The sequence below is a fragment of the Kribbella voronezhensis genome (assembly GCF_004365175.1).
In the GTDB taxonomy this organism is placed as follows: Bacteria; Actinomycetota; Actinomycetes; order Propionibacteriales; family Kribbellaceae; genus Kribbella; species Kribbella voronezhensis.
In genome coordinates, this window is sequence record NZ_SOCE01000002.1 from 70252 (window position 1) to 85832 (window position 15581).

The window sequence follows — 15581 nt, forward strand, 5'->3', positions numbered from 1 at the left end:
GCGTCTCTGTCTATCGTAATTTGACAGAGATCATCGTGTCAATCAAAATTTGAGTACGAAGTCGATGTATCAACTGGCAGGCAGCAGAGGGAGCACGGCGATGGAACCGCAGCAAGCTGAGCCGTTCGGGCCATGGCTGGGACGCCAGCTCCGCCGAGCTGGATTTTCCCAGGCTCAGCTCGCCGAGCGGCTAGGCCTGACTAGAGCGGCTGTGTCGGCGTGGATCACTGGGCGGGCTGAGCCGCGCGAAGATACCAAGCGTGCGATCGCGGACGTGCTGGGTACAGATCCGGCGTCGATCTACAACCGAACTGTCGACATCGAAGTGAGCCGGCCTCTTGGCTGGCATCATCGACCGGCCCACGCAGATGGTGGGCGGGAGTACGGCAACGCCGCCGCCTTTGCTTTCGATGCGGACCTCTCTATTCTCGCTCGAGAGGCCACGCAGAACTCCATCGATGAGCGTTACGACGTCACCAAGCCGGTTGGCGTGCACTACATCTTGCATGAGCTTAGCGGCGAATCCCTTGATACATTCCTGACAACGTTGCGATGGAATGATCTGAGGCGGCACTACAGTAACGCGGCTTCGTCGCAGCAGAAGGTCTCCCGTAGCCTACAGGTGGCTCTAGACGACCTCGCGGAGAGTCAGACGCTGCTCCTGTTGAGAGTCGACGATCACAACGCGGCGGGCCTTACGGGACCGGAGTACGGGGATGGCCGATTCGCCGCTGTCGTGCGCAGGCAGCTTGACAGCCACAAGCAATCCGGCAGTCGCGCCGGCGGATCATATGGCCTAGGCAAAGCCGCATTGTGGGCAACAAGTCGCTTTGGGTTTGTCTTGATCAACTCGACGCTCTCCATTCCGCACGAAGGCCGTACTGAGCGCCGCATGATCGGCCGGCTCGACCTGCCGTGGCACGAGGTGGACGGCGAAGCGTACGCAGGCCCAGCGTGGTTCGGCGAACCCGATACCGAGCCCGATCATGAGGGTGTTTCCCGATCTTGGTGGGCGGATAAACAGACTGTCCGTAACCTCTGCATAGAGCGCCCAAACGGGGAGCCAGGCACCTCCTTTCTGATTGTCGGAGCCCACGACGCCTCGGGAGATGCTGAGACCCTGCAGGAGATGCACGACAAGCTGGTGAAGTCACTCGCTGACGGGTTTTGGGCGGCGATGGTGGCCGGCAGGACCACAAGACCGGTGCTAGAAGCTCGAGTGACCACGTTGCGGAACGGGCAGATTCACATATCCGAGGAGCGAGTGGATCCGGAAGCCCATCATCCGGCACTGAGCCGTGCGGTTCAGGCCTACCTAGATGGTGAAACCGTCGACGGGTTGACGTCAGCGGACCAGGTTGCCCGCATCGATGTGCCGCTCGTCGTACCCCCGAGAAAGGATAGTAGTAAATCGCAGGTCAAAGGATGTACGCATTATGCTGTTCTGCTGGTCACGGCTCCTGACGTCAATGAGGACCGGATCAATCGCGTGATCTGCATGCGAGGTACACGTATGACCGTTACCGAACAGCGTCCGCGAGAGCTACCACTGGGTGCGATGCCATTCCAGGCAGTACTTCTGGCCGGATATGCAACAGGCCGGGGAGATGAGAACGTAGGACTTGCAGAGCAATTCCTACGCGCCTCCGAACCGCCGGATCACGACCGGTGGGATCGCACGGAAGAACTGACATCTACTTATGAAAGGGGAGCGCTGTCCCGCCTCCGGGAGTTTCGGGCTGAGATCGACAAAGCTGTACGACACCTTGTCGGACGTCGCGAAATCGCCCCGACTGCAGGCCCAACCGTTCTCCGCGAGTTGTTGAAGCTGGACGGTGTCGGAATGGCAGGGACACGCCGTGTGCAAGGAGCGCCGACAATCCATAACCTCGGTGCACAGGTCGAACTCAGTGGTGCGTGGCGGGTCCGAGTCGAACTGAGGCTGCCCAACGCAGAGGATCCGTGGCTACTCACACCAGTCGCCAAGTTCGACGTCAGGTCAGGTGGTCGGCCGACTGTCAGTTGGAAGCTCACCGCATCCGACAACTGCTTCGTGAAGGACGGCAATCTACTCATCGAAGCAGGGATCCGCTCGGCGACGTTCGTCGGGGTCACCGATCCGTCCAGCCATCCCATCCATAGTGGTTTCGCCCGTCTGATCGTTGAGCTTCAGAAGACGCGTGGAGGTGCCGCATGAGATCCGTCGTTCCGTATCCCACACTCTTCGGAGAGATTGACTTCGAGGTGGTGGCGGTGGCTGTGGACGGCGCGGATCTGCCGTACGGAAAGATCTCCAGGGCGGAACGGGCTGTGGCAATGCACCAGACCGGCCGTACAGAATGGGATACAGCCGTCCTCCGGCTGAAAGCGGTACTTCCCGATGACGAAATCGCTGACGGCCCGTGGGAAAGCATTGTCTGCCTGGCTATCCTCGCAGAGCGGGCGACCAACGTACGGTCAACCGCGTTCTTGACCCACGACGCGGACGGCAGTTGGCGCGGGATGATCGATCTCAGTCATGCGCGCCATCTCCAGCGGGCAACCCTGTCTCTAGCCGTCGTTGGCAAGGTCGAAGGCATTGGCGGGCGGCTCATCGGTGCAACGGACAAAGACTGGGTCGTCGATCTGGAGGCAGCAGCTCCCCTGCGACAAGGAGCGATCGAGATCGTCCAAGTCGACTTCGTAGAGAGCGCCGATGAGTGGTTACGACCATTTAAGGAGTCGGCCTGGATCGTTGAGACAAGCGGTGAGATCCCGACCGTTTACATCAATACGACTGCAGTTGATGGCCTCGTCGCGGTCCTTAACGGGAATAGTACCCAACCTGCAGAGAGATTGTTACGCGAGGCGACGGCTAGCCAAATTGCTCAAGATGTGTGGACTGCCATGTTCCATACGGCAATCGGAGATTTCGAGTTCGACGAGGACGGTACGCCACAGATGCCCACTGGATGGCGTGAGCGTGTTCTACGGGTGATGCTCCCCGATATCCTGCCTAATCGTCAGTTGAGTGATGCGCTGTACGAAATTCATGAACGCCGCACCAAAGGATTCGGCTGGGCCGAGCTCCAGACCAACATTCAGCATGCTGCGGGGCGACGCAGTCAGGTCACCAAGAAGTTGACGAACGCTATTCGTTCTGTCGCTCGTGGCGAAGCAAGAGAGGCTCGATGAGCCAGAAGAATGCTGGACATGCGCCCGGCGTGTTGGGGCTGCTCCCCGACTCGAGCGTAACCAAATTCCTCGGACACGGCATTCAATCCGGCACGGAGAGCCCTCCGCTGGTCGCGCTCCTCCGGACGGCTACGACACTTCCCGACGGGGAGGTTCGCTGGCGGACGGGTCCGCTACGCGAGTTGGTCGACGAGGCGATGCGTCGTTTCGATGCTAGGCGGGTAGAGGCGGACGCCTGGCTGGCGCCGCGGCTGCATGCGACCTTGCGGATGTCGAGGGCTGAAGCTGCCGATAGTCGTCGATGGAACTACCTTGCCATGGTCGTTGCTCCGGACTACGTGGTCTGGCGCCACCGTGGCGCGGTAGCGGCGGCAGCCAGTCGATTCAGCGGACCCCATCACACTCAGGCATTTGCCCGCCTATGGTGGGCGGCCGAAATGTTCCGCAACGGTTCCGATTATGGACCGGTCGAGACGGCTTGCCGGGTCCAAGACGTACTCAACACGACGTTGAGGCTAGACATCATCGATCACCGACCGACGGCGCTGGCCATCATTCGTGTACTGGAACGGCTCATCGCTGATGAAAGTCCGCGTCTTGGCGACCGAGTTAACGCCCTGTCCTCGGCTGTCAATACGGCCGGCAGCACACTGATCTACGACGTGTTGGCTCCTGACGTGTTGGTTGACAGTGCCGCGCTACAGGATTGGATCAGCGACTCGATGAGCATGCCGCCCGTCCCCTGGGCGCGTCTGCCATTCGGTCCTGAGGACGGCGAAGTGCCCAACGAAGCTGTGGAGGCGCTCCTGCCGCTTTTCGAGCGGTTACTTGGCGATTCTCAAGTTCGGGCACGGCCAAGGCACGCGGCCGGCGAAGACAACTGAAGCAGGTCCGGGTTGGGTGCGGTGATCTGATTCGCACCCTGGATGGCTAGACATGCTGGAGCGATCTGGGGCGGGCCGCTCAAGCTCAGATTGCGTTAGCCAGCGGCGGCTCGTCATATTCAGTCGCTCGCCATCTACCTTTGACCGCCGCGTTGAGGGCGTCTTCGTCGAGCCTGTGGTCCAACGCCGCCGCTAGGACATGAGCGGCAAGTCGCGGAGGAATCGCATTGCCGATCTGCTGTGCGATGTCTCTTCCCGCCCACGGATAGTCGACGGGAAAGGTTTGTAGTCGTCCCGCCTCTGAGAGCGTAAACCGCCCCTCGTTCGCGGACGTTAGTAATCGGTTGCGTGAGACCTTGCCGGTGACGGTGGCGGCGGGCTCGCTCGAGGTGCGCCGACCGCGAGCTCTCGGGTCGCCGCCGGTGCCGTAGTTGGAGATCACCTCGAATGGACCACCTCGATCGAGAGCATCTGCCATGGTCTCCCAGGGTTGTAGCCCAGGATCCCCTTCGAACCGTGGAACGCCCTTGCGATAGCGGCGGTGTGTCGGCTTCGGAAGTTCAGGCTGGCGGTCAATGCGAGCGATCAGAATCGCTCGGCGGCGTGTTTGCGGTACCCCGAACTCTTCAGTGTGAAGGATGCCGCAGACGGTCTTGTAGTCGGCTCTCTCCAGCGCATTGCCGACGGCCTGCCATACTGGGAGTACAGCTGGCACCTGCTCCAACACGATGGCCTCGTATGGACGATTCCGCTTCACTGCCGCTAGCGCCCACCGCAGCGGCTCCAGCACCAGACCGGTGCGCTCGTCATCCAATTGGTCCAGATTCTGCGTGATGTCATCGCCATCGGCCATTTGCTTGACGAAGGCAAGTACTTGATCCAAGGCGCGACGTCCTGCTCCGGAGCCGGCGACTGTGTATGTCTGACACGGCGGACCGCCTGCGAGAACGGTCGCATCAGGAAAATCGGCGGGTCCGCATTGACGGACATCGGCCTCGGTGGTCCGAAGACCCGCAGCGCGCCGGGTGGCGCAAGCGTTCGGATCCCACTCGATCCCTTCAGTGGTCACGCCCAGCCACCGAGCGGCGACATCGAGCCCACCAGGTCCGGCGAAGAGGTCCACCATCTGTACGTCCGCTGAGGAGAACGGCTCGGGCTGGACGGATGTCATGGCGTCGGATCTTATCCGATATCGATGGCCGCAGCCGTCAAGACACTTCCAGCGCTGATCGGATCGCATAGCCCAGCGCCTCACCCACTGGTGGTGGAGAGGCATGCCCGACCTGGCGGTATCTGGCGGTCTTCCGGCCGGCGAATTGCCAGTCGTCGGGGAATCCCTGGATCCGTGCTGCCTGCTCGACCGTCAGTGGCACCATGCCCGCTCGTCCCAGGGTTGGATTCCAATCGAAGCTCGCCCCGGGGACCTCGTCGGCAACGGTCCCACCGTCGACTCCCATTCTCGCCCAGGCGGCCTTCGTCCCACTCGGCCCGAGGTCGGCGCCTCCGCGCTCCCAAGAGCCACCCACCAACGTTGGAGCGATTCTGTCCGCTTGGGCAGCCCACTCCGCAGCGCCGCTCCAGCCCCCTGCTGCCATGGACTCCTCGAGTACCGCACCCACAGTGTTGGGAGGCTCAAGGCGACGAGGCGGCACTGCGAACGCATCCATCGCAGAGCCTTTGAACGCGATTAGAACCCCCTGCTTGCGATCTTGTGGGACGCCGTAGTCGGCAGCGTTGATCACGAACCAGCTGAACCGGTAGCCGAGGTGGTCAAGTTCGTTGCCCACGAACTCGCGGATCGGTGCAAAGGTGTCCCTGGTCACGAGGTCCGGCACGTTTTCCACGAGGAGTGCGCGTGGTTGCACGCCGTGGAGAAGGAGGATCGTTGCCTTCAACAGCTCGAGTTCGAGATCACTGCCGCGAGGGCGGGTCACGGTGGCTGTCGCCTGCACGCGGGGCAGTCCCGCCGCTACCAGATCCACGTCATAGACCTGCTGATGGTCAACAGGATCGAAGTCAAGCAGGTCCATGTTTCGCACGTCCCACTTGGGCCGGTTCAACCGCAACGTAGTGCAGGCGACAGCACGCTTGTCGAGCAGCAGTACAGGGTCAAAGCCAGCTCGCTCAAGGCCGAGTGCAAGACCGCCAGCACCTGCACACAGCTGAAGTGAGGACCACCGTTGTGCCGGGCTCTGCTCTGCGGATCGGGCGGCTTCCACTGGCGACATGCCCCTCCGGTCGTCGGACAAATACTCGGTCCCGAAGCTGGGACGGCTGCATGACTCGACACATCATCGCACTGCAAGGCTGGCGCGTACTTCGGTCTACCCGGTCGAAGGCCCCGTCGTCGGACACGAGCAGACCGAGATCCGTGGCATCGTCGATCGAGGCTGCGGCCGACAGTACGACATACAGGCGGCTGGGCATGAATGGCTCCGGAGTCGACGGTTGGTGTCCGATCGCCGATATTCATCGGAGCCGCGGTCGCAGCGCCGGAGCACGTGGGCGTCTGCGACCGTTCGCTTCAGACTCTCGGGTCGGTGGCGGAGCGCAGAGTCCTGAAGAAGGTGCGGAGGTCGTTGGTTAGCTGGTGCAGGGGCTTCCATGGCGGCGAAGTGGCCGCCGTCCGGGTGGTCGGACCAGAAGGGGGCTTGGTGGGTGGGGTCCATGAAGCAGCGGACGACGGGGGTGGTGTTGCAGACTGACCAGCCGGCGGGGACGGTCGAGGGGGCTAGCCAGGAGAGGCCGGAGTGGGCGGCTTCCCAGAGGAAGCGGGCTGCGGTGGCGCCGGTGCGGGTGAACCAGTAGAGGGTGATGTTGGTCAGGAGTTTGTCGCGGGAAACTGCCTGGTCGGAGGTGGTGGCGCTGGGGTTGGTCCAGGTTTGGAACTTTTCGGTGATCCAGGCCAACTGGGCGATGGGGGAGTCGGTCAGGGCTGCGGCGATGGTTTCGGGGCGGTGGGGCTGGAGGTCCAGGTAGCCTCGTTCGGCTTTCCAAGACTCGCGCTCAGGCTCGAGAACTCCGAGTTCGTCTTCGGTGAGGTGGTCGGGGATGGGGAGCTGTTCGCCGGCCAGGTCGAGCGAGCCTCGGTCGCTATTGACGAGGGTGCCGATGACGGAGTCGGGATACAACGAGGCGAGGCGACCGGTGATGCCGGCGCCGACGGCGCCGCCGTGGGCGCCGTACGAGGTGTAGCCGAGACGCTCCATCAAGACGGCGAACGCTTCCGTAGTACGGGCGACCTCCCAGCCGGGAGACGAGACTGGTGTGGAGAAGCCGAAGCCGGGGATCGACGGGATGATTAGGTGGAAGGCGTCGGTCGCGGAGCCGCCGTGGGCGACGGGTTTGGTGAGCGGGTCGATCAGTTCGAGGAACTCGACGAACGATCCGGGCTAGCCATGGGGCATCAGGAGCGGCGTCGCGTCGGGTTCGGGGGAGCGGACGCGGAGGAAGTGGATGGTCTGGCCGTCGATCTCCGTGAGGAACTGCGGGTACGAGTTGAGTGGGGCCTCCTGAGCGCGCCAGTCGAAGTCGTTGGCCCAGTAGGTGGCGAGTTCGCGGAGGTAGGTCAGCGGTACGCCGCAGCTGAAGTCGGCCGCCTCGGTTGGAGCTGGCGCGGGCCAGCGGGTGTTGGCCAGGCGGGAGCGGAGGTCGTCCAGGCCGGCCTGCGGAATCTCGATGCGGAACGGGCGGATCGCTGATGTGTTCATGTCTGAGACGTTAGAAGTGATTGCGGAAGACTTTCATCCGCGATGCTGAGAAGATCTGAGAATGTTGGAGACCTCCGCACGACTGCTGAGACTCCTCTCGCTGCTGCAGAAGCGGCGGGATTGGACCGGACCCGAACTGGCCGAGCGACTCGGGATCTCGACGAGGACGCTCCGGACCGACATCGAGCGGCTGCGGACGTTGGGGTATCCGGTGCACGCTCAGCCGGGCGTCGCGGGCGGGTATCGGCTGGGGTGCGGGTGCCGCGTTGCCGCCGTTGTTGCTGGATGACGACGAGGCGGTGGCGGTCGGGGTTGGACTCCGTACTGCGGCCGGCGGGAGCGCGGCTGGTATCGAGGAAGCCTCGGTCGGGGCGCTCGTGAAGCTTGAGCAGGTGCTGCCGTCGCGATTGAGACACCGAGTGAACGCGATGAAGGCAGCTGGGGTCGCCGTACCGGGGTCGGGGCCGACTGTCGACGGGGAGGTGCTGACGGTGGTCGCGACTGCGATTCGGGCGCGCGAACGGCTGCGGTTCGGCTACTCGAGTCACGTCGGTTCAGAGAGCGTTCGTACTACGGAGCCGCATCGCCTGGTGACCTGGGGACGACGCTGGTACCTGGTTGCCTGGGACAACGATCGCGAGGACTGGCGGACGTTTCGGGTGGATCGGATGACACCTCGTACGCCGACCGGGCCGCGGTTCGCGCCGAGGGAGCTGCCGTTTGAGGACGTGGCCGACGATGTGCGGCCGAACGTGAGTGCTGCGATTTGGCGCTACTCCGCGCGGATCCGGGTGCACGCGTCGGCGGAGTAGGTGATTGCCCGGATGCCGGTGCCGATCACGCCCGAGGCGATCGATGACGACAACTGCATCATCACGGTCGGCTCGGATACCCCGCATCAGCTGGCTTTGTGGATCGGCATGATGGACGTCGACGTCGAAGTATTGGATGCGCCTGAGTTGGGCGGCCGCGTTCCGAGCGCTGGGGGATCGGCTTTATCGAGCGGCGCCGTTGGTTGACTGAGGCGCCCGGGCAGTGCTTGATCGGCAACTGGGCGCCGCTGGGCGTATGCAGTACGGGCTGACATTGGTCGACGCTGAACTGTCGGAGGCGGGCGTTAGCGTCGGGTGGTGAGGAGGTCAGCGTGGCTGAGACCAGTGATGCGCCGGTTGGAGTCGTGGAGCGGTTGGGGGAGATTTGCGAGGGGTTCCCGGATGCGTATGAAGAGGATGCGTGGGTGGGCACGCGGTGGCGGATTCGAAAGAGAACGTTTGCGCATGTGCTGACGATCGTGTCGGGCGTGCCTGCTGCGTACGTCGATGCGGTCGGCGATGGCGGACCGGTGACCTTGATGACATTTCGTGCGGCTGGGCCTGAGCTTGCTGCGCTGACTACTGTCGGGCACCCGTTCTTCAAGGCGCAGTGGGGCGACGACGTCGTGGGGATCGTGCTCGACGAGGACGAGACCGACTGGGAGGAGGTGCCGGAATTGCTTGCCGAGAGCTACTGCATCATGGCGCCGAAGGGGCTCGCCCGGCGACTCCGGGAGAGCTTGGTTGCGAAAATCGGCTGACTCAATGCCGTACGGGGGGCGTGGGTGAGTGAGGGCAAGGTGGTCGGTCTCGTCGCCAGTGGGGCAGGCGGTGTCGAAGACCTGCGGACCGGCCCGGTTGAACCGCTCGTTGCCTTGGGGCATACAGTCAACCACGCTGCCGCCAACGGCCGCTCGGTGGTTGGAAGACCTGGACGAGATCGGCAAGCTTGAGGCCGTCACCCGGGCTGCCGGTGCGGTCGGAGCCACGCCTTCCTGGCGAGCCGCTGCCACATCCGAGGGCTGTTGCGTACGTCGTCGCGCCGGGGTCGGCCAACACGGTCGCGAAGCTGGCGCTCGGTATCGGCGACAACCAGGTGATATCCATGCTCTGCGAGTGCGTCGGCACGACTCCCATGCTGGTGTTCCCCCGAGTGAAGCCGCGCACGTGCGCCATCCAGCGTGGCGATCACTCCTCGCCGTACTACGAACTGTCGGCGTCCGACTCCTGTACGGCAACGACATCTGGCCGCTCCACGAGCCCCGCTCCGAGGGCGACCAACGTCCGTTGCCTTGGACCCAGATCGTCGATGCCACGCAGCAGTTGGTGTCCTGAGGACCAGCAGGCGGTGGCGATTTCGTAGTACGGAATCCTGCGGCCTGTCGTCGGGCTAGCGGTGGGGCTCGGGTCCTAATGGCGAGTTCCGACCAGTGGGAGCTCTTGGGGAAGTGTCGTGCCGGGGCGCGTTGACTGCTCCGCGAGCGGGAGCGAGGCCAGACGATGCGGCCAGGGCCGTGCGCATGTCGGGTGGCAAGGGTAGGCGAACAGGGGCCGTTCCGCCTGGACCGCGTGAGCCGAATCGCGGCCGAAGACCAGAGACGCCGTCCAAGGACGGGAGTCTGACGCCTAATCCGCGTCCGAGGCGGGCAGCGGCCTCTTTGAACGGGCGGTCACCACCCCTGTGGGAGAAGGAGATCACCTCGCGGTACGGCGGACCGCCGTCCTCCGGCTCGAATTCCCGGTAGAGCAGGCGATGTGAGGGACCGAGCTCGCGGTTGCTTCGCGTCTCGTTCACGACGGGAAGCTTGATCTCCGCGCAGTCTCGGAGATCGTGATGGTCCGGCGAGTAGCCGAGGCGTTTGCCGTCGAAGCCCTCCTCCTCGCCGTTCGCGATCGCTCGCAGGCCGGCCTTGAGAGCGCGGAACTCACGCTCACGCAGGCCACCCGGCTGAGTTTTCGCGGCAATGCTGAGCGCGGCCAGTTGTTGGAGCACTTCCCGTCGCATCAGCAGCCGGTACTGCGTCATCGCGGCTTGCGGAACTCGGAATCATCCACCTCTTCGTCGAGATCCCAGCCGATCTCGGCTGCAGCCTCCTCCAGCGGGATGGAAGGCTGAGGATCCGCCAAGCGCTGCCTTGCTGTGTCGTACATGTGCTTGAAGCCGTCCTCGTCGGTTGCGAGGGCATCCAGGCGTTGCCAGAGCGCCCACGGGATGACTACGCCTTCTGGCTGGCCGGCGTCGCCGAAGACCATTGGTTCGGACTCGCCGGAGCGGAAGAGACGGAGAAGGTTCGGCAGGAGCCGGGCAGCCTCCGAGGTCGCGATGACCCAGACACGATCTCCGTTGGGAAGCAGATGCTCTGTCTCCGGGTGGTCCATGGAAGTCCTCTCTCTTGGACGCTTGAACAGAATAGAGCCGCCAGGCCGACTGGATCGGGAGTTATCCACAGGGGCCGGCGGGTGACATTGCGATCGGATGCGGAGTGGGTGAGGGGCGTTTACGCTGGTTGGAGGTTACTGAGCGTGAGCGAGGCGGGCCGGAGGAGGGGCGATGTTTGGGGGTGGGGACTTCGGCACGCTGGTGGCGCTGCGGGCTAAGCAGGGGGAGGTTTGGGCGCTTGAGGCTGTGCGGGACGGGGGCGGCGTAGCCATTGCTTCAGTTTGATGGGGGAAGTGACGGGCAGCTCGACAATGTGGAGAAGGTTGCGCGTTGGTTGTACGGGCTCGGGCGGTTGATCTTGGTGGATGCTGCTGATCAGCCGGGGGCGCTCAGCTTTGGTGGGGAAGAGCATGGTGGGCTTGGGGCGTTGGCTGACAGGTTGTCTGGGTCCGATGAGCTGTTCGGTGGGCAGATTCCGTTCGTTCCGATCGCTCGCGGGGATATGCCGGCTGGTCGGATCAAGTGGATCGGGCGGTTGGGTAAGGAGCTTGGAGCGGGTGGGGCGATTAGGGTGGGCAGGGACTGGGCGACGTCGGAGGACGTCGATCGCATCGTCGGCCATCTCGAACTGGACGTTACGCAGATCGATCTGATCGTGGATCTGCAGTATCTCGACTTCTGCAGTCCGCAGCTCGTGGAGTGGACGTTGGCGACGTTCGCAGCTCTGCGACGCTCGGACGGTTTCGGTCGATGACGACCTTGAGTGGCTCGGTTCCGTCGACGTTGGAGCAGACTGCGCTGTGGGAGCGGCCTCGGTTCGAGGAAGAGCTCTGGCGTGCTGTGACGGCAGGCGGCGGGCACGGGATTCGGCTCGGTGATTACGGCGTCGTTCATCCCAACCCCGGACCGTAGTTTCCCAGTAAGCACGTGAACCTGAAGTACACCTGCGCTGATCACTGGTTGTTCGTCAGGGAGCGGGTGAGGGAGCAAGTAGGTCGAGGACCGACTCTGCAGATTGTTTGTCGGGACCTCGTCCAGTCGGGCAGCTTTTCGGGGCCGCAGTACTCGTGGGGTGATGAAGAGATCGCCAGCGCTGCGAGCGGTGGAGGCAAGAGTCTTGGCTCGACCAGTAAGCCGGTGGCGATCGGGACATCACACCATCTCGCTTACCTGGCTTCTCTGACTACAGCTTGAGGCCGGCTAGCGGGTTGGGCGGAGGGCGGTGATGGCGAAGCGTTCGACGGATTGAACGTGGCCGCCGGTTGAGGTGATGAGGGTTAGGGCTGGGTCGGTTGCGCCTTTGTAGGTGACTCGGGCTGACCATGGGTGGCTGGTGCCGCCGGTGGGGACGCAGCAGAAGTCGCCGATCGGGTTGGGGGAGGAGGGCTGTCTGACTGTTAGCCGGATGGTCTCGTCTACGCCTGTGATCAGCCCGCTTGCGGTCAGCGGGGAGGTGACGGTGGCGCCGTAATGGGGGTGGTCGAGGGTGAGGGTGGTGTCGACTGTGCCCACGACTTCCCAGGGGGCGTCTGTGCCCTGGCCGATGCGGGACAGGTGGAGTACGGCGGCGACGCCGGCAGCATGGCCTACGGCGATGCGGGCCTCGTTTCTCTGGACTGTGCTCGATACGACTTTGTTGATGTCGGTGAAGCCGAGGAAAGCGGTGGTGAAGGAGAGGGCGGTCTGTTCTGGGTCCAGGTGCCACGGTTGTTGACCGCCTTCGCGGTAGGCGCGCTGCCAGGCGGCGGCCGCGGCTGTCGAGGTGAAGGGCCACAGCGGCTGGTATCGGAAAGGCGTGGCCGAAACAGACGGGCTAGGAGAAACTGGGACGCCGGGTGTAGAGGTGGGCGCGGTGGCCGGCGTACTGCGTGCCGGCAGCGGAAGCGCGGGCTGGCTCGAGGTCGACGGGCCTCTGAGATACACAACGGCGAGTCCGGCCAGCAGCGCGGAGAGCGCCGTGATCAGTACGGCGGCAGCGACGATGGCCGCTGGGCGTCGCGAGCCTGCCGAGCGACCGTTCTGTGTCATGGCTGTCTCCCTCGTAACGAGGAAACACCATGAACAGCCGTCGTGGCAGAGCCAAGCGCCAAGAGGTCTGGAAAAACGATTTGGCACGACATCTTGACAGCCCGGATCGAGCACGCGACTGTTGTCCCCAATAGTTGGAAAAACGATTGGGCAAAGAGATGTCGCAGGCCAAGGTGTCGATCAAGGATGTGGCGGCGCATGCCGGGGTGTCGGTCACGACCGTGTCACATGTCCTCAACGACACGCCCGGGAAGCGGATCACCGACACCACGCGGGATCGGGTCCGTCAGTCCGCGGCTGAGCTCGGCTATGCGCCGAGCAGCATGGCGCGGAACCTGCGGCTTCAGCGGTCGCAGATGCTGGCCTTGGTCAGCGACGAGATCGCGACGACGCCATACGCCGGGCGGATGATCCTTGGCGCTCAGGAGGCCGCGTCGAAGGCCGGGTGGTTGCTGATGCTGGTCAACACCGGGTCGGACAGCGAGTTCGAGGCGGCCGAGATCCGGGCGCTTCGGCAGCGGCAGGTCGACGGCCTTCTCTACGCGACGATGTATCACCAAGAGATTGAGCTGCCGGAGGCGGTGGGCGATGTGCCGACCGTCCTGCTCGATGCGCGATCGTCGGACGACACTGTGCCTTCGGTGGTGCCGGACGAGGTCGCCGGCGGAAGAACTGCCACCGAGGAGCTGATCCGCCACGGGCATACCAGGATCGGCTTTCTCAACAACATCGACGACATCCCTGCCACGCACGGCCGGCTCGAGGGATACCAGCAGGCCTTGCAGGCGGCCGGCCTGACGTTCGACCCGCAGCTGGTGGTTGCCGGCAGGTCGGACACCGTCGGCGGGTTCCAGGCCGCACAACAGTTGCTAGAGGCAACTACAAGACCGACGGCGGTTTTCTGCTTCAACGACCGGATGGCCATGGGCGTCTATCACGTCGCGGCCGAGCTCGGTCTGCGTATACCTCAGGACCTCTCGGTGGTGGGGTTCGACAACCAGGAACTCATCGCCGATGGACTCCGCCCGGGGTTGACCACCGTCGCCCTGCCTCATTACGAGATGGGCGCTTGGGCCGTGGATGCCCTGATCGCACGTATCGAGGGACGGGAAAGCGACGGTGCGGAGCACGCGGCTCTGGACTGTCCGCTGGTGGTCCGCAAATCCGTGGACCGACCCAGCTGATCACCACGTAACAGCGGGGCCATCGACGCCCGCCGCTGCCACAGACACGCAGTACCGGCAGACCTTGCCTTGGTTCGGCCTGCCCGAAAACGAAGGGAAAGACCATGCAACAAATCACCAAGCGGAGTATCGGCGCAGTCGCCCTGGTTTGCGCGGCTGCCGTCGGTCTGCAGGCCTGCTCCTCGGGCTCTTCGGACAGCGGTTCGACCACCGAGGGCGGAGTCACCACGCTCGAGCTGTGGACGCACAACGGCGGCAACCCCGTCGAGCTGGCGGTGAACAAGAAGGTGGTCGACGCGTTCAACGCGAGCCAGAGCAAGTACAAGGTGAAGCTGCAGTCCTTCCCGCAGGCCGCCTACAACGATGCGGTCACCGCAGCCGCGGCAGCCAAGAAGCTGCCCTGCGTGATGGACATCGACGGCCCGAACGTGCCGAACTGGGCCTGGGCAGGCTATCTCCAGCCGCTCGATCTGCCGAGCGGATTCTTCGACAAGCAGTTGCCGAGCACGCTCGGCAAGGTCGACAACAAGCTCTACTCCTTCGGTCACTACGACGTCGCGATGAACCTGACCGCTCGCAAGTCGGTGCTGACGCAGTACGGCATCAGGATCCCGACGATCGACAAGCCGTGGACCGGCGAGGAGTTCGACGCCGCGGTCGGGAAGATCAAGGCGGGCGGCAAGTACGCGTACCCGCTCGACCTCGGCACGGCCGGGACCGGCGAGTGGATTCCGTACGCCTACTCGCCGATGTTGCAGAGCTTTGGCGGTGACCTGGTGAACCGCGACGGCTACCAGACGGCGAAGGGTGCTCTGAACGGGCCGGACGCCCTCAAGTGGGCGACGTGGTTCCGCAGCATGATCACCAAGGGCTATGCTCAGCAGAAGTCCGGCAAGGACTCGGCCGTGGACTTCGTCAACGGCAAGAGCGCGATCATGTGGAACGGCAGTTGGGCCGCGGACACGGTCACCAAGAAGTACGGCGCCGATGTGGTCTTCCTGCCGCCGCCGGACTTCGGCAAGGGCCCGAAGATCGGTGGCGCCTCCTGGCAGTGGGGCATGTCGTCGGCCTGCGCGGCCAAGGACGGCGCGCTGGAATACCTCAAGTTCTCGGCCAAGCCGCAGTACTACGTCGACTACGCGAAGGCACTCGGCCTGATCCCGGCGAACACCGATGCGGCGGCACAAGTACCGGCGTACGCGCCAGGCGGCAAGTACCGGATCTTCCTCGAACTGTCGCAGAAGTACGCCGAGGTGCGACCGGTCACGCCGGCGTACCCGTTCATCTCCTCGACGTTCCAGAAGGCCGTCTCGGACATCCTGGCCGGCGGTGACGCCCAGAAGATCCTCGACAAGGCAGCCGCCGACATCGACAGCAACATCAAGTCCAACGGCAACTACGCGTACTGA

The 15581-nt window shown here is 63.9% G+C and carries 17 protein-coding genes and 2 pseudogenes; 13 read left to right on the forward strand and 6 right to left on the reverse strand.

Going from position 1 to position 15581, the window contains the following annotated elements; translation table 11 throughout:
- Positions 1 to 100 precede the first annotated feature (100 nt).
- From EV138_RS27735 to EV138_RS27745, 3 genes are read left to right on the forward strand one after another with little or no spacing between them, the layout of a single operon-like run.
- Positions 101 to 2197, forward strand: a complete 2097-nt coding sequence (locus EV138_RS27735) for a helix-turn-helix transcriptional regulator (protein WP_133982219.1) — start codon at positions 101 to 103, stop codon at positions 2195 to 2197.
- A complete protein-coding gene (locus EV138_RS27740) occupies positions 2194 to 3174 on the forward strand; it encodes a hypothetical protein (RefSeq protein ID WP_133982221.1) in 981 nt (326 codons plus the stop codon). The genes EV138_RS27735 and EV138_RS27740 overlap by 4 nt, the downstream gene beginning before the upstream one ends.
- Positions 3171 to 4058, forward strand: a complete 888-nt coding sequence (locus EV138_RS27745; protein WP_202866973.1) for a DUF6339 family protein — start codon at positions 3171 to 3173, stop codon at positions 4056 to 4058. Before EV138_RS27740 ends, EV138_RS27745 begins: the two co-directional genes overlap by 4 nt.
- Positions 4059 to 4143: 85 nt before the next feature.
- On the opposite strand, the gene EV138_RS27750 is transcribed toward EV138_RS27745, so the two are convergent.
- The 4 genes from EV138_RS27750 to EV138_RS38240 all read right to left on the reverse strand — a co-directional run bounded on the left by EV138_RS27750 (position 4144) and on the right by EV138_RS38240 (position 7768).
- Positions 4144 to 5229 (reverse strand): DNA cytosine methyltransferase, encoded by a 1086-nt coding sequence (locus EV138_RS27750; protein WP_133982223.1) that lies wholly within the window; start codon positions 5227 to 5229, stop codon positions 4144 to 4146.
- Between the two features lie 37 nt (positions 5230 to 5266).
- Entirely contained in the window at positions 5267 to 6286 is a 1020-nt protein-coding gene (locus EV138_RS27755) for a DNA cytosine methyltransferase (RefSeq protein ID WP_133984447.1), read from the reverse strand.
- Between the two features lie 96 nt (positions 6287 to 6382).
- Positions 6383 to 7270 carry a hypothetical protein gene (locus tag EV138_RS38235; RefSeq protein WP_238158462.1) on the reverse strand — a complete coding sequence of 296 codons (888 nt, stop codon included), beginning with the start codon at positions 7268 to 7270 and terminating at the stop codon, positions 6383 to 6385.
- Between the two features lie 180 nt (positions 7271 to 7450).
- On the reverse strand, positions 7451 to 7768 hold the full coding sequence (locus EV138_RS38240; protein ID WP_238158463.1) for an epoxide hydrolase N-terminal domain-containing protein: 318 nt from the start codon (positions 7766 to 7768) through the stop codon (positions 7451 to 7453).
- A gap of 61 nt (positions 7769 to 7829) precedes the next feature.
- Between EV138_RS38240 and EV138_RS38690 the strand changes: the two genes are divergently transcribed.
- The 6 genes and pseudogenes from EV138_RS38690 to EV138_RS38260 all read left to right on the forward strand — a co-directional run bounded on the left by EV138_RS38690 (position 7830) and on the right by EV138_RS38260 (position 9915).
- On the forward strand, positions 7830 to 8057 hold the full coding sequence (locus EV138_RS38690) for a helix-turn-helix transcriptional regulator (protein ID WP_238158464.1): 228 nt from the start codon (positions 7830 to 7832) through the stop codon (positions 8055 to 8057).
- On the forward strand, positions 8035 to 8580 hold the full coding sequence (locus EV138_RS38695) for a helix-turn-helix transcriptional regulator (RefSeq protein ID WP_238158465.1): 546 nt from the start codon (positions 8035 to 8037) through the stop codon (positions 8578 to 8580). The genes EV138_RS38690 and EV138_RS38695 overlap by 23 nt, the downstream gene beginning before the upstream one ends.
- A 12-nt stretch (positions 8581 to 8592) precedes the next feature.
- Entirely contained in the window at positions 8593 to 8787 is a 195-nt protein-coding gene (locus tag EV138_RS38700) for a hypothetical protein (RefSeq protein WP_166678769.1), read from the forward strand.
- 125 nt (positions 8788 to 8912) lie between these two features.
- The gene (locus EV138_RS27770; protein WP_133982225.1) at positions 8913 to 9341 is read left to right on the forward strand and encodes an MmcQ/YjbR family DNA-binding protein; all 429 of its coding nucleotides are present in this window, start codon (positions 8913 to 8915) and stop codon (positions 9339 to 9341) included.
- A 212-nt stretch (positions 9342 to 9553) separates the two neighbouring features.
- A pseudogene (locus EV138_RS38520) lies at positions 9554 to 9673 on the forward strand (flavoprotein); the annotation flags it as partial.
- A 74-nt stretch (positions 9674 to 9747) separates the two neighbouring features.
- Positions 9748 to 9915 (forward strand): hypothetical protein, encoded by a 168-nt coding sequence (locus EV138_RS38260; protein ID WP_238158466.1) that lies wholly within the window; start codon positions 9748 to 9750, stop codon positions 9913 to 9915.
- Between the two features lie 687 nt (positions 9916 to 10602).
- On the opposite strand, the gene EV138_RS27780 is transcribed toward EV138_RS38260, so the two are convergent.
- Positions 10603 to 10959 (reverse strand): hypothetical protein, encoded by a 357-nt coding sequence (locus EV138_RS27780; RefSeq protein WP_133982227.1) that lies wholly within the window; start codon positions 10957 to 10959, stop codon positions 10603 to 10605.
- A gap of 314 nt (positions 10960 to 11273) precedes the next feature.
- Here EV138_RS27780 and EV138_RS27785 point away from each other — a divergent pair, with 314 nt between their 5' ends.
- Together EV138_RS27785 and EV138_RS38635 are read left to right on the forward strand one after the other, a co-directional pair.
- Complete coding sequence (locus EV138_RS27785) at positions 11274 to 11714, forward strand: hypothetical protein (protein WP_133982229.1); 441 nt, start codon at positions 11274 to 11276, stop codon at positions 11712 to 11714.
- Positions 11711 to 12154, forward strand: a pseudogene (locus tag EV138_RS38635) (beta family protein). The gene EV138_RS27785 and the pseudogene EV138_RS38635 overlap by 4 nt, the downstream one beginning before the upstream one ends.
- A gap of 6 nt (positions 12155 to 12160) precedes the next feature.
- Here the strand turns inward: EV138_RS38635 and EV138_RS27800 are convergent.
- Entirely contained in the window at positions 12161 to 12988 is an 828-nt protein-coding gene (locus tag EV138_RS27800) for a hypothetical protein (protein WP_202866975.1), read from the reverse strand.
- Between the two features lie 158 nt (positions 12989 to 13146).
- Between EV138_RS27800 and EV138_RS27805 the strand changes: the two genes are divergently transcribed.
- Together EV138_RS27805 and EV138_RS27810 are read left to right on the forward strand one after the other, a co-directional pair.
- The gene (locus EV138_RS27805; protein ID WP_133982235.1) at positions 13147 to 14172 is read left to right on the forward strand and encodes a LacI family DNA-binding transcriptional regulator; all 1026 of its coding nucleotides are present in this window, start codon (positions 13147 to 13149) and stop codon (positions 14170 to 14172) included.
- A 104-nt stretch (positions 14173 to 14276) separates the two neighbouring features.
- Positions 14277 to 15581: an extracellular solute-binding protein gene (locus tag EV138_RS27810; protein WP_133982237.1), complete on the forward strand. Its 1305-nt coding sequence runs from the start codon at positions 14277 to 14279 to the stop codon at positions 15579 to 15581.

Excerpts from the sequence above, each read along its gene's own strand:
- EV138_RS27735 (WP_133982219.1), top strand. The coding sequence starts at position 101 with ATGGAACCGCAGCAAGCTGAGCCGTTCGGGCCATGGCTGGGACGCCAG.
- EV138_RS27740 (WP_133982221.1), top strand. The coding sequence starts at position 2,194 with ATGAGATCCGTCGTTCCGTATCCCACACTCTTCGGAGAGATTGACTTC.
- EV138_RS27745 (WP_202866973.1), top strand. The coding sequence starts at position 3,171 with ATGAGCCAGAAGAATGCTGGACATGCGCCCGGCGTGTTGGGGCTGCTC.
- EV138_RS27750 (WP_133982223.1), bottom strand. The coding sequence starts at position 5,229 with ATGACATCCGTCCAGCCCGAGCCGTTCTCCTCAGCGGACGTACAGATG.
- EV138_RS27755 (WP_133984447.1), bottom strand. The coding sequence starts at position 6,286 with ATGTCGCCAGTGGAAGCCGCCCGATCCGCAGAGCAGAGCCCGGCACAA.
- EV138_RS38240 (WP_238158463.1), bottom strand. The coding sequence starts at position 7,768 with ATGAACACATCAGCGATCCGCCCGTTCCGCATCGAGATTCCGCAGGCC.
- EV138_RS38690 (WP_238158464.1), top strand. The coding sequence starts at position 7,830 with ATGTTGGAGACCTCCGCACGACTGCTGAGACTCCTCTCGCTGCTGCAG.
- EV138_RS38700 (WP_166678769.1), top strand. The coding sequence starts at position 8,593 with ATGCCGGTGCCGATCACGCCCGAGGCGATCGATGACGACAACTGCATC.
- EV138_RS27780 (WP_133982227.1), bottom strand. The coding sequence starts at position 10,959 with ATGGACCACCCGGAGACAGAGCATCTGCTTCCCAACGGAGATCGTGTC.
- EV138_RS27800 (WP_202866975.1), bottom strand. The coding sequence starts at position 12,988 with ATGACACAGAACGGTCGCTCGGCAGGCTCGCGACGCCCAGCGGCCATC.
- EV138_RS27805 (WP_133982235.1), top strand. The coding sequence starts at position 13,147 with ATGTCGCAGGCCAAGGTGTCGATCAAGGATGTGGCGGCGCATGCCGGG.
- EV138_RS27810 (WP_133982237.1), top strand. The coding sequence starts at position 14,277 with ATGCAACAAATCACCAAGCGGAGTATCGGCGCAGTCGCCCTGGTTTGC.